Below are 12,292 nucleotides of genomic sequence, written 5' to 3'. Positions count from 1 at the left end.
GGTCAGCGTGCGTCGTTACCTTGCTGGCTGGCCAGCTGCGCTCGGGATTCTTCGGAGAGCAATAGCTGTGCGCCCCGCACCACGACCCGGTCGGCGGGCTTGAATCCTTCGGTGACGACAAAATCCCCATCTTGAGGCGAGCGCGGGTCGACCGGGCGGCGCTGGAAGTGCGTGTTGTCGGACTGGACGTAGGCCCAGGGTTGACCTCCATACCAGACGATGGCGCCGGCGGGCACCAGCAGGCCGCTATCTTGTCCCGACGGCACACCGAGGTGGGCGGTTACGCGCATGCCCGTAGCCAGGGGTACAGCGGCGCGATAGAAGTAGGCTTGTCCCTGGATGCCGGGGTCGACCTGGGGCGACGGTGAAATCAAGAGAGCGTCGAACGCGGGGATACCATCCGTCGTCACGTTCAAGACGGCGGGCGCTGTTGCGGATGGCCCGGTCGGCAACACGACCCGCAACAACACTTCGCGGCGTGCCACAAAGGGGACTAGCTCCGGAGATTCCGGCGTCGACGCCCAGGCCGATAGAGCCGGTCCGAACTGTTGCCTGGCCGCGCTGGCAATGGCGGCGACACCCACCCGTGCCGCATTGACTTTTGCCGTCGCCGAAGCAAGCACTGCGCGCGCTGCTTGCACCGTCTTGAGCGACACATTGCCTGCATCCGCGTTGAGCGCCTGGAGCCGCTCATAGTCTGCGCGCGACGCGTCGAGCGAAGCTTGGGCGGCGTTCAGGTCCGCAGCGCCTGAGGCATGGCGGCTCGCCATTTCCACGAGGGGTTGCAAGTCGAGAACGATGCCATAGGCAGCGGGTCCGGTCATTGCGCTGGCGGGCGCCAGCGTATCCACCTGGAAGCCGCTGCGTGCTTGCATCGTGGCGTCGACCATCAGCGTAGTGAATCCATCCGCCACCGTGATGCGGACCGAGCTCGGGACCGGCGCCTCGCGTTCGGCTTCCTTGTCCTGCTCACCCTTGCTCAGCAAGAACCCGCCTAGCACAAGCGCGGCCAAAATCGCAGGCGACAAGAGCAGAATGCCCTTGAGTATCGTTTTTCTTGTCATGGTCATTCGACCCAGTTGTTCGGATTGGCGAGCGCATCGCGGTCCGAGAGTGGACGCTGGATGGCATCTTCCAGCCGGCCGATGGCCTGCTGCATCTGGAGTTCGGCATCTTGCAGCGCCAGTCGCGCCGCAAGCTCGGTCTGTTCGGCAAGCGTCAACGCCATCCGGTCGGTTTGCCCCATTTCGAAGGAACGTCGTGCCGCGCTGAATTGGAGGCCTTGCACACGGACCTGCTCTTCATTCCGTGTCACGATGCTCTGCGTGGCTTGATAGGCAGTGATGGCGCCATCGGCTTCACCCAGGGCCTGTGCTTCGAGCCGCTTGACCTGGGCTTGCGCTGCCAGCCGCCGAGCCCGCGCCTGCGCGATGGGCCCCTCGTTGCGATTGAATATGGGCAGCACGAGATTGGTGAAGTCGAAGCCAAGCTTGTGCAGGCCCTGGTCAAAGGTATAGCCCGGGCCGAGATGAATGTCCGGATATTGCTTGGCCACCTCCAGTTGCAACGCGGCCTGGCTGGCTTCATATTGCGCTAGTCCCGACAGCACATCGGCCCGGTTCAACAAGGCCTGCAGCTGGATTTCCGGGGCGGGAATCGCGGCACACGGTCGTCCGAAATCCTCCAGGTCGATATCCAGGCCATCGAGCGCGGCTGACCGCAGACCAAGCACGTTGGCCACCTGGACCCTGGCGGCGGCGGCCTGCCGCCGCGCATTGAGCAGATCCGCCTGGACCTGGATGAGAGCCACGCGCTGCTGGTTCAGCTGCCACGCCGAGGCGTCGCCAAGGCGGACCCGTTTCTCCAGCATCGCGTCCAGGCGCTGGTCCAGCTCCAGCTGCTGCTCGAGGAGCTTCGCCCGCGAATTCGCCGACCAGAGATTCAGGAGCTGAGTCCGTAGCTGGCTTCGCACGCTCCAGGCAGTAGCCGCGACCTCCAGGCGCGCCGCAGTGGCGAAGTGGGCAGCCTGGTCGATGCGGTAGCCGCGCTTGCCGGCAGTCTGGATCGGGATGTCCAGCGTAATGCCGAGCGTCCATGGCGTGTCTCCCCCCTTGGGATCCAGGGTGCGTTGAAACGGCAGCTGCAGGGACGGATTCGGCCGCTGCGCGGCGGTCTTGATGCTCGCTTCCGTGCTCGCTAGCCGGGCACGCGCGATGTCCAGGTCCGGGTTGTAGTACAAGGCAGCAAGGGTCAGGGTATCCAGGTTCCAGCGGGGTGGCGGCCAGCCTGTGCCCGCGCGCATGGCATGGCGCTGGACAAAGTCACGCAAGTCCACCGAAGCCAGCGATCGCGCGTTATAGGTTGTGGCAAGCGTGCCGGCGGAGATCGGCCTTGCGTCGTAATGGTCGAACGCACATGCCGACAAGGTCGCGCAGCAGGCGGGGAGCAGCCAGGCCCGGGACGAAGCAAGAATCCGGGACGCCAAGCCCGGTCTTGCCGTCAGCGTGGCACTTGCGCTTTCCATTTCTCTGCTCCTTTCGTTGATTCCGCCGTCCCATGCTGATCCCGTGAAGGCGAGCGGCGGCGGGTCAGGGGCTGTTGGCTGGCAACAAGCGGGGGGAGAATAGGCTGGGGAAATTAGCGGGGACTTAGCAATGCCAGTCCGGACATGTGATCTATGCGGCGAGCCCTGCTAAGTCTTAGCTAAGTCTGCATTGGCATGTTGCGCACGGGCATGCATATGCAAGCAACCGAATCTGGGGGGCGGATGCGAACGCTACTGGTAGAAGACGATCCCCTTATCGGGGAGGCCATTTGCCAGACTCTCCGGGACGCGGGTTATGCGGTGGACTGGACGACGGATGGCCGTCAGGCCGCTACGGCGCTATGCACCCAGCGCTACGAGGTGGTTCTGCTGGACCTGGGGCTTCCCGGAAAGGATGGCTTCGCGGTACTACGCGAGGCACGCAGGAACGGGAATGCCGTGCCGATCCTCGTCATCACGGCACGCAGCGCAGTAGAAGACCGCATTGCTGGCCTTGACCTCGGCGCGGATGACTATCTGGTGAAGCCGTTTCATATCGGCGAATTGCTGGCCCGGCTGCGCGCACTCACGCGGCGCCAGGGCCAGGAGATCTCCTCCATCCTTCGCAACGGCACGCTCTCGCTGGACCAGGCCAGTCACGAGGTCTGGTACCAGGGCGTCCAACGTCAGCTGTCGGCTCGCGAATTTGCGCTCCTGCGCGAGTTCCTGCTCAGACCCGGCGTCATCCGCTCCCGCAGTGAACTCGAAGAGCGCCTCTACGGCTGGAACGAGGAAGTCGAAAGCAACGCCATTGAATTCCTCATCCATGGGATCAGGAAAAAGCTCGACGCGGGTGTCATTAAGAATATCAGGGGGGTGGGATGGATGGTGCCAAAGGCGGAGTGAACCGTTCACTCCTATGGATGTTATCCGCCTCCATATGCGGCACGATTCTGGTCATCGGGCTCGTGGCAGCGGCGGCGTCGTTCTGGTTCGCCTTTGAGGAGGCGCGCGACCTGCAGGACGACGAACTGAGGGAGATTGCCTGGCTGGTCTCGCCAGGCGATGCCAATGCGTTGTCCTCGCAAGGCGGATTCATGCAGGCCGATGAACCCGGGATGCGCATCTGGGTGCTGAAGGTATCCAAGCTAGCCACCCGCGTGGTCACGCCAGACCTGTCGCTGACTTTGCCGGGCGCGCTATCCGATGGTCTGCATACCATTGAATCCCACGGCGAATCATGGCGCATTTACGTCAGGCCATTGCACACGGAATATGGCCTGGCGGTCGCGCAGCGAACCTCGGCGCGAGACGAGATTGCACGCGACAGTGCGCTGCGCACGTTGATTCCGCTGTTGCTCGTGATTCCTGTCCTGATACTCCTGGCGGGAATTTTGATCCGAATTCTGCTAAGGAAAGTGCAGCAACTCGCCGCGGAGGTCGATAAGAAGGGCGACACAGACCTGGCGTCGCTCGCCGTGCAGGGCGCGCCATTGGAAATCCAGCCGTTTGTCAGTGCGACGAACAGGCTGCTTGGGCGGCTGCAGTCGGCCATCGCGCAGCAACGCCAGTTCGTAGCCGATGCGGCGCATGAACTGCGCTCGCCGGTGACCGCGATGACGTTGCAGCTAGAGAACGCCATGACCGTGGAGGACACCACCGAAGCCGTCCTGGCTCGCCTCGCGCCGCTGGGAAAAAGCATTTCGCGCATGCGCTCCCTGGTTGAGCAATTGCTGATGCTGGCCGAGCACGAGGCAGGTTCCCCAACGGTCAGCCACGACATCGACACCAAGGCCGTGGTCATCGATGCGCTTGGGGAGATATTCCCGTTCGCGGATTCCAAGGATATCGACCTCGGCCTGGAGGTTGGCGAGGCGCTGACGATTCGCGGCGACCAGGAGGATTTTCGCGCGCTGGTCCGCAATGCCATCGACAACGCGGTCCTCTACACGCCACCTGGCGGCAAGGTCGATGTACGGCTGTTCCGGATGGGCGACGCCGCCATCTTCGAAGTGGAAGACTCCGGCCCGGGCATCCCGGAAGGGGAGTTGCCCCGCGTGTTCGACGCGTTCTATCGGGTTGCCGGGTCGGGGCAGCCGGGAAGCGGGCTCGGGCTGGCTATTGTCCGGAGCGCGGCGGCACGACTCCGCGGCCAGGTCAGTTTGCATACCATCGCGCTGGACGGCAAGGCAGGCTTGCTCTTTGTGTACATGCAACCCCTCGCAAACAATTAAAGGCGAGCCGTACCGAAGCTGCGCATTTCACAACGTGAGCGTGCGGCGGCGTATTGGTTTCGGTTTCGGGCGAAGCACTTCCTGCCGGGGCGAGCAACGAGTCCCTTTAGCCATACACGTTCCCACTATGGGAGGGTCAGGAGGTATCTTGGTGGGCGATTGGAATCGGTGCGCTTGCGATCAACGTGGTGGATCTGGTCTTCATCCGCTAAACTAGGCGCCCAACCACACGGCTCGGATGCGCGATCAATGGTTCGACTCTTCGCTCCTCGGTCATCCCCTACGCCTCGGCGCTTCTTGTTCACCTCGACACTGCACCGGCTCAGGCTCCTTCCGGCCTGATGGAAGCATTCGTCAGCCATATCCCTCCGCCCGCTTCGATCCTTTGAAGCCCTAGGTGCGTCTATTTTCGGGCGCATACCCTGGGCGTTGCCATAACATTGGTTAATGCGACACTCCAAGCTTGCCATTTGCAAGATTTGACATGCCTCTGCTCACATGCAGGGGCATGTTCTAGAGGCAACTGGCACCGACGGAGGGAGGGTGTCAAAGCCCGCTTGGTAGCCGGAAGTCGCGGTGGACGTGGCAGTGGGGCAGATGTGCGCATTTGCATTCACCGCCAGCAATCTGGAAGCAAATACACATGAAAGCAATGACTCAGAAAACGTGGTTAGGCATGATGACCGCCATCGCTATCGGACTTACGCCTGCACTCGCGTTCGCGCACGGCAAGCTCGAACGCGCAGAACCGGCGGCAGGCAGCATAGTCGATGCGCCGGCGAGTCCGCTTCGACTGACATTCAACGAGGACCTTGAGCCAGCGTTTAGCAATGTGAGCGTTGTGGACGCCAGTGGCACGGCGGTTAGCAAGGAGAAGGCCAAGGTCGACTCGTCGAATCCGCGCGTGCTGACGGTCGCCGTCCCGCAACTGCTGCCGGGTTCCTACGCCGTGCACTGGAGCGTGATGACGCGCGACGGCCACAAGGTCAAGGGCGACTACAAATTCGCGGTGAAGCGATGAGCGACGGTTTCCTTGGCATTGCGCGCCTTGCTTTGACGGCGCTGCAGAACCTCGGTTTCGCGGTGCTGGTCGGTGTCCTGCTGAGCGACCGCTGGCTGGCTCGGTCCCCGTCCCCGTGGCAAGCTCACATGAGCCTGCACCTGGCAAAGGGTTTCAGAGTTGGTGCTATCGTTGCGCTCCTGGCCAGCGTGCTCGCTTTCTGGATACATTGCGCGCTGATGAGTGAATCTTCGCTGGTGCGCGCAGGGCCGGCGGTGCGCTTGATGCTGATGGAAACCGGCTTCGGTCACGCTTGGGTCGTCGGTGCTGCCCTGATGCTTTACGTCACTATCGCTTCATTCTTTCGGTGGACCGGAAGCGGCCTTGGCTTCAAGTTGTCTCTGTGGCTGGCGCTTGCAGGCTTTGCGCTGAGCCGAAGCCATGCCGGCCATCCGGTAGATGCCGGGGCGTTCAGCTTGCCCGTTTGGGCCGACTGGGTTCACCTTCTGGCCATTGGCGCTTGGGTTGGCATCGTGTGCGTCGCCGCATTCATGGTGGTGCCGGGGATGGCCGAGGCGCCCGAGGGTGACCACCGGAACGGCGCGTCGTTCATTCAATCTCTATCGGATACGGCCACGTGCGCGCTCGTCGCGCTCTTTGTCACCGGCGCCTACAGCGGGTGGCGCGGGGTCGGTTCGCCAGGCAACCTGCTCGACTCCACGTACGGTCGGCTGCTAGTGCTCAAGCTTGGCCTCGTGTTAGTTGCCGTGGCCCTCGGTGGGCACAACCGGTTCTTTGAAATGCCTCGCTTGCTAGCCTCATTGAAGAACCCGTCGTTAGTGCCTCCGGCTCGGTACATCAGGCGTTTTGCTACCGTTCTGCGTGTGGAGTCCTGGGTGCTCGCCGGGGTGTTGGCCGTTGCTGCAGTGCTGGCAGCTAGCCCGTTGCCCGGTATGTCCTGAGATGCGCGAACATAAACGGGTGCCAGCGCCCGTGGGTACCACGAGCGCGATGGAATCTGGCTGTGCATATGAGGCGTTGACCACCTGCGTCTCCCGCGTGGACAATGGGGCCAGCCTTGCCCTCCGCCAGAACCGAGAGAATTGCCACATGTCTTCTGCCGTTGCCGCAGCGCCACTTCCAATCGCGGTGACCGGTCTTGGATGACGCCGATACGGCTTCGCCGATGCCGCCTGGCGCCAACGCAAGCGATCCGCCGCTGCGGCTGGCGCGCACCCGCACGGCGCGCGTGCTGCTGACCGCGCTGGCGCTGCTAAGCCTCGGGGTGGCCATCCTCGGGCTGTTCGTGCCCGGCTTGCCCAGCACCGAATTCGTCCTGCTGTCCGCCTGGGCCGCGGCCAAGGGATCGCCGCGCCTGCATGCCTGGTTGCTTGGCCATCGCGTGTTCGGACCGATGCTCTACAACTGGCACAACGGCCGCATGGTGAGCCGCCGCGCCAAGTGGAGCGCCACGGCGGCCATGAGCATCTGCAGCGCCGTGCTGCTGTTCGGCATGCATCGGCCCTGGCTGGCCTACGGGGCAATTGCCTGCATGGCGTGCGTGCTGGCGTGGCTGTGGCGCCGGCCCGAGCCGCCGGCCTGATGCCGCATCCGCAAGTTACGCTGTCTGGGTTTCCCGCGGCCTGGCCTTCTTTGCCGCCTTTGCCGGCCACGCCAGCATCGCGCTAGCCGCCAAGGCTTCCAGCGCGGCGCGCGACGCGCCATCGCGCGCCTGCATCGACATCCCCTGCATGACCGTGTTGAAGAACTTGGCCAGTGCTGCTGCATCAGTGCCGGCCGGCAGTTCGCCGCGCCGGATGCCCTGCTGGATGCAGGCCTGCAGGGCTTGCTCCTTTTCCTTGCGGCGCTGGCGCAGCGTGTCTTCGATATAGGCGCAGTCGGCCGAGCAGCTGGTGCCCGTCATCAGGAAGCAACCGGCGGGGTTGCCCTTGGCGCTGAACAAGGCGGCCGCGCCGGCGAGCAGGCCCTGCACGGCGTCATGCGCGCTGCCAGCGCCTTGCAGCGGCGCGTAGAGCAGCGCGCCGTGGGTATCCGCATAGCGGTCCACGGCTTCGTAGAACAATTGCTCCTTGCTGCCGAACGCGGCGTACAGGCTGGGCGCGGTGATGGCCATGGCCTCGGTGAGCGCGGAGATCGAAGTGGAGCTATAGCCATAGCGCCAGAACAGCGACAGGGCCTGGCCCAGCGCCTCGTCGCGATCGAACTGCCTGGGCCGCCCGCGGCCCGCACCGGAAACACTCTTTTTCATAGTGGTCATTATATTTTTCCGTTGCCAGTGACGCCAGTGGTGATTAGTATAGTGATCGTTCAATAAATTGCTGCGCCGCAGTCGCTCGCCATGATCCCCTATTCCCTGCTTGACCTGTCGCCCATCGTGGAAGGCGGTGACGCCGGCCAGGCCATGCGCAATTCGCTCGCGCTTGCCCAGCACGCCGAGCGGTTGGGCTACCAGCGCTTCTGGCTGGCAGAGCATCACAACATGCCTGGCATCGCCAGCGCCGCCACGGCGGTGCTGATCGGCTACGTTGCCAACGGCACGTCCACTATCCGCGTCGGTTCCGGCGGCATCATGCTGCCCAACCATTCGCCGCTGGTGGTGGCCGAGCAGTTCGGCACGCTGGCCTCGCTTTTTCCCGGCCGTATCGATCTCGGCCTGGGCCGCGCGCCTGGCACCGACCAATCCACCGCTCGCGCGCTGCGCCGCAGCGCCACGCAAGATGCCGCCGATGCCTTCCCGCAGGATGTGGAGGAGTTGCAGGCCTACTTCGACGACCCGCGTCCCGGCCAGCGCCTGCGGGCGGTGCCCGGCGCAGGCCTGAAGGTGCCGCTGTGGCTGCTCGGCTCCAGCTTGTTCAGCGCGCAGTTGTCGGCGGCGATGGGCCTGCCCTTCGCGTTTGCCTCGCACTTCGCGCCGGGCTTCATGCGCCAGGCGGTGGACCTGTACCGCACGACCTTCCAGCCGTCGGTGCAGCTTTCCAAGCCGCATGTGATGCTCGGGCTCAATGTGTTCGCGGCGGATTCGGACGCGCAGGCGCGCCGGCTGTTCAGCTCGCTGCAGCAGCAGTTCCTGGCGCTGGTGCGCGGCAACCCCGGCCCGATCCGGCCCCCGGTGGATAACATCGAGCTGATGTGGACGGAGACCGAGGCCACGCATATCCGGCGCTCGCTGGCGTGCTCGGTGGTGGGCGATCCGGACGGGGTGCGCAACGGCCTGCGCGCCTTCATCGAGGACCTGCAGCCGGACGAGCTGATGCTTACTGCGCAGATCCACGATCACGAGGCCCGCCTGCGCTCCTTCGAGATCGCGGCGCAGGCCATGCGGGCGGTGGCGCCGCCAGCCAAGGTCATGATCTGAAGCGCCGGTCGTGCGGATGGCGCCGACGCGCTCAGAGGTGCTTGTAGAAGAACGTCGTCCCGCAGAATGCGCCATCCGGCATCAGCGCGTACTTCGGCACCGCGCCGGCGCGCTGCCATCCCGCGCGCTGGTACAGGCGTTCGGCATCGCCGCCGGTCACCGTGTCGAGCACCAGCACCGATTTGCCCGCCTCGCGCGCGGCATCGTCCAGGGCCGCCAGCAGCCGCTGTGCTACGCCGCGGCGACGGGCCTTGCGGTGCACCAGCATCTTGGCCACGTCGCCGCGGTGGGGCTGGTTGTCGGGCATCGACAGGATGATCTGGACGGTGCCAAGGATCTGCCCTTCGCCGTCCTGCGCGATCAGCAGCACGCGCTCTGTGCGCGCGACGCCATCGGCCACGCCGCGCCAGAACTGCATGGCCTTCTCGCGTGGCAGCGGCAGCATGAAGCTCACCGACGCGCCCCCTCCACGCAATCGATCAGCACATCGGCCAGCGGCTCGATGCAAGCGGCGGCTTCACTGGCGCCGACGCGCCGCACGGTGATAGGTTCGGTCATCCCGGGCATCTCGGTCATGCGTTTCTCCTGGTTGGCGTGAATGGCATTGTGGCCAGCGCCACAACGTAGCGCGCGGGCTTGCGGGTGGGATTCTTGTAGACGATGGGGCGGTCCAGCCGCATGGACAGGCAGTCGCCGGTTTCCAGGCGCCAGTGCTGGTCGCCCACCGTCATTTCCATGACGCCGTCGATCATCCAGACCTGCTGATGGATATCGGCTTCGCGCGCGCCGGTCTCATAAGCCACGCGCTTGCCTGCCGGGAAGACCACGTCGACCAGTTGGATCGGCGAGGGTGCCGCCGGGGAGAGGTTGCGGCGGATATAGCCGGAGGCGGGATCGGTCCACACCGGCTGCTCCGCCGCACGGGCCATGGGCGACGGCTCGGCCTGCGGAGCGCTGTCCTCGAACAGCGACGCCACGGTGACGCCCAGCGCAGCGGACAGCTTGTCGAGCACCGTGGCCGTGGCGCTGCTCTGGCCGCGCTCGATCAAGGAGATGTTGGAGCGGCTCACGCCGCTGCGCTCAGCCAGCGCGGCCAGCGAGAAGCCCTGGGCGTCGCGCAGCGTTCGCACGCGCCGGGCGATGAGATCGTTGATGTCCATTGGTGTCCAGTATTCTGGATGAAAGTATCCTGTAAACTGACACACATCGCAATGCAAAGCAACTGGAACTTGCCAATGCGCATAGCGCGTCTCAGACCTCAGGAGTCAGAAGACCGGAGCGCGTTTCGGGCCTGGGGCCTGGGGCCGGGGGCCGGGTCGGTGCCGCTCAAGGCTCCCTCATAGCGACTCGGCTTTCAAGGGGCCGGCGCTCAACGGGCTGCCTTGCCGCCAGGATGCGGCCCTTGTTCATGCCGACGGCGAGTGCCAGCAGGATCAGCGCGATGCAGACCCCATCCGAGGCGCTGGGACGTTGGCCGATGATGAACAGGGAACTGACGATGCCGAACACCGGAATCAGCAGCGACAGCGGCGCAACCCGCGACACCGGGTACTCGCGCAAAAGCAGGTTCCATCCCCAGTAGCAGAAGTGCGTCGCGCCGTAGGCCTGGAACGCCAGTGAAAACATGGCGGCCCCCCTCAAATGCAAGGGCAACGCGGCAAATGGCCCCGGCCCATGCAGCAGCCAGGTCAACAGAAACAGCGGAATCGGCGGGAACAGGCTGGCCCACACCACGAAGGCGAAGATCTCGCGCACCTTGGACACCTTGATGACGATGTTGCCGATGCTCCAGGCCACGGCGCTGACCATCACCAATATAAAACCGATTGTAGTGGCCTTGCCGGGACTGCCCAGCAGGATGCCCACCAGCCCGATGGCAGCCAGCACCATGCCGATCAACTGGGGCAATGCCAGGCGTTCACGGAACAACAGCACGCCCCAGCCCAGCGTGAAGAATGCGCTGAACTGGATCAACAAGGAAGCGCTGCCGGGCGGTACGCCCATCGCGATCCCCAGGTTGATCAACGCCCACATCGCCACGCCGAAGATCAAGCCATAGACCGCTAGCCAATGGAAGGCCACCTGCGGTCGTTTCACGAAGAACACCCACGGCAAAGCGGCCAGCGTAAAACGGACGGCCGTCAACAGCAGCGGATCGATCCCGGCAAGCCCGAGTTTGGTGATGGGGAAGTTGCATCCCCAGATGGCCGTCACGACGACGGCCAGCAACAGGTGTTTTCTCCGCATGGTCGGTGTGTCTCTTCCTGGCTGCAAGGCGTAAAGCGCTGGCATCGACGGAAATTTGCCGGAAATCCGTATGGCCTGCTTTCGATTGCAGGTCAAAAAACAATAAAATCAGGCCATGCGGAAAACCACGATCGATCCCTACGAGAACACGCTGCGCGATGCTGTCGTGACGGCGCGAGACTACGCGGACGGCGAGCTCTTCCCATCGCACCGCCATCAGCGCGGGCAATTCGCCTACGCCGCGCGTGGTGTCATCACGGTGCTCACCGACGAGGGCAACTGGGTGGTGCCGCCCCAGCGCGCCGTCTGGGTGCCGTCCCGGCTGCCACACGCCATGCAGATGCGCGGCCCGGTCACCATGCTCAACACCTACATCCGCGAGCAGGCCGTGCAACGGCTTGGCTTGCCTGCGCATTGCCAGGTCTGCGACGTGTCGCCGCTGTTGAGGCAATTGCTGGAGCAGGCGCTGGCGGTGCCCACGCACTATGCAGCTGGCGGGCGCGACGGCTATCTGATGGGTTTGCTGTTGCACGAGATCGCCGCCATGCCCGCGCTATCTCTCAATGCGCCATTGCCCGCGGAGCCGCGTCTTGATCGCGCTTGCCGCGAGTTCCTGGCGTTCCCCTCGCTGGAAATCGGCATCGACGACATGGCGCGGCGCACCGGCATGAGCCGCCGCACCTTTACCCGTCAGTTTCGGCTGCATACCGGCGTCAGCTATATCGAGTGGCGGCAACAAGCCTGCCTGCTCGCAGCCGTGGTTCGGCTCGGCAATGGCGAACCTGTCACGCGCGTTGCCATGGAGCTGGGTTACAGCAGCGCAAGTGCATTCGCGACCGTCTTCAAGCATGTCCTGGGTGAGGTGCCCAGTCGATACTTCGCAGCGCATAGGGCTTAGAGTCCGTTTAAAA

The 12,292-nt window shown here is 64.3% G+C and carries 12 protein-coding genes and 1 pseudogene; 7 read left to right on the top strand and 6 right to left on the bottom strand.

Annotation, left to right across the window (positions count from 1 at the left end):
* Window positions 1-2: 2 nt before the first annotated feature.
* Both AC1RQK_RS08050 and AC1RQK_RS08045 read right to left on the bottom strand, forming a co-directional pair.
* On the bottom strand, window positions 3-1,064 hold the full coding sequence (locus AC1RQK_RS08050; protein WP_492374795.1) for a metal transporter: 1,062 nt from the start codon (window positions 1,062-1,064) through the stop codon (window positions 3-5).
* A gap of 2 nt (window positions 1,065-1,066) precedes the next feature.
* The gene (locus AC1RQK_RS08045) at window positions 1,067-2,524 is read right to left on the bottom strand and encodes a TolC family protein (protein WP_492808389.1); all 1,458 of its coding nucleotides are present in this window, start codon (window positions 2,522-2,524) and stop codon (window positions 1,067-1,069) included.
* A 243-nt stretch (window positions 2,525-2,767) separates the two neighbouring features.
* Between AC1RQK_RS08045 and AC1RQK_RS08040 the strand changes: the two genes are divergently transcribed.
* The 5 genes from AC1RQK_RS08040 to AC1RQK_RS08020 all read left to right on the top strand — a co-directional run bounded on the left by AC1RQK_RS08040 (window position 2,768) and on the right by AC1RQK_RS08020 (window position 7,361).
* Window positions 2,768-3,430, top strand: a complete 663-nt coding sequence (locus AC1RQK_RS08040; RefSeq protein ID WP_492374825.1) for a response regulator transcription factor — start codon at window positions 2,768-2,770, stop codon at window positions 3,428-3,430.
* Window positions 3,406-4,758 (top strand): sensor histidine kinase, encoded by a 1,353-nt coding sequence (locus tag AC1RQK_RS08035; protein WP_492374797.1) that lies wholly within the window; start codon window positions 3,406-3,408, stop codon window positions 4,756-4,758. Before AC1RQK_RS08040 ends, AC1RQK_RS08035 begins: the two co-directional genes overlap by 25 nt.
* A 643-nt stretch (window positions 4,759-5,401) precedes the next feature.
* The gene (locus tag AC1RQK_RS08030) at window positions 5,402-5,779 is read left to right on the top strand and encodes a copper resistance CopC family protein (RefSeq protein WP_492374798.1); all 378 of its coding nucleotides are present in this window, start codon (window positions 5,402-5,404) and stop codon (window positions 5,777-5,779) included.
* Window positions 5,776-6,720: a CopD family protein gene (locus AC1RQK_RS08025; protein ID WP_492808386.1), complete on the top strand. Its 945-nt coding sequence runs from the start codon at window positions 5,776-5,778 to the stop codon at window positions 6,718-6,720. Before AC1RQK_RS08030 ends, AC1RQK_RS08025 begins: the two co-directional genes overlap by 4 nt.
* 197 nt (window positions 6,721-6,917) lie before the next feature.
* Window positions 6,918-7,361 (top strand): YbaN family protein, encoded by a 444-nt coding sequence (locus AC1RQK_RS08020; protein ID WP_492374800.1) that lies wholly within the window; start codon window positions 6,918-6,920, stop codon window positions 7,359-7,361.
* Between the two features lie 15 nt (window positions 7,362-7,376).
* On the opposite strand, the gene AC1RQK_RS08015 is transcribed toward AC1RQK_RS08020, so the two are convergent.
* Entirely contained in the window at window positions 7,377-8,036 is a 660-nt protein-coding gene (locus AC1RQK_RS08015) for a TetR/AcrR family transcriptional regulator (protein WP_492808383.1), read from the bottom strand.
* Window positions 8,037-8,117: 81 nt separating this feature from the next.
* On the opposite strand from AC1RQK_RS08015, the gene AC1RQK_RS08010 reads away from it, so the two are divergent.
* Entirely contained in the window at window positions 8,118-9,134 is a 1,017-nt protein-coding gene (locus AC1RQK_RS08010) for an LLM class flavin-dependent oxidoreductase (RefSeq protein ID WP_492374802.1), read from the top strand.
* A gap of 31 nt (window positions 9,135-9,165) precedes the next feature.
* Here the strand turns inward: AC1RQK_RS08010 and AC1RQK_RS08005 are convergent.
* The 3 genes and pseudogenes from AC1RQK_RS08005 to AC1RQK_RS07995 all read right to left on the bottom strand — a co-directional run bounded on the left by AC1RQK_RS08005 (window position 9,166) and on the right by AC1RQK_RS07995 (window position 11,381).
* Window positions 9,166-9,692, bottom strand: a pseudogene (locus tag AC1RQK_RS08005) (GNAT family N-acetyltransferase).
* A 14-nt stretch (window positions 9,693-9,706) separates the two neighbouring features.
* Window positions 9,707-10,294, bottom strand: a complete 588-nt coding sequence (locus AC1RQK_RS08000) for a helix-turn-helix domain-containing protein (protein WP_492374803.1) — start codon at window positions 10,292-10,294, stop codon at window positions 9,707-9,709.
* Window positions 10,295-10,460: 166 nt separating this feature from the next.
* The gene (locus AC1RQK_RS07995; RefSeq protein ID WP_492808381.1) at window positions 10,461-11,381 is read right to left on the bottom strand and encodes an EamA family transporter; all 921 of its coding nucleotides are present in this window, start codon (window positions 11,379-11,381) and stop codon (window positions 10,461-10,463) included.
* Between the two features lie 115 nt (window positions 11,382-11,496).
* Between AC1RQK_RS07995 and AC1RQK_RS07990 the strand changes: the two genes are divergently transcribed.
* Entirely contained in the window at window positions 11,497-12,279 is a 783-nt protein-coding gene (locus tag AC1RQK_RS07990; protein WP_492374805.1) for an AraC family transcriptional regulator, read from the top strand.
* The last annotated feature ends 13 nt before the right edge of the window (window positions 12,280-12,292 follow it).

This window comes from Cupriavidus sp. GW822-FHT02D05 (assembly GCF_058802485.1).
The sequence above is the reverse complement of the archived record's forward strand: the minus strand, read 5'-3'. Positions and strand labels throughout refer to the sequence as shown.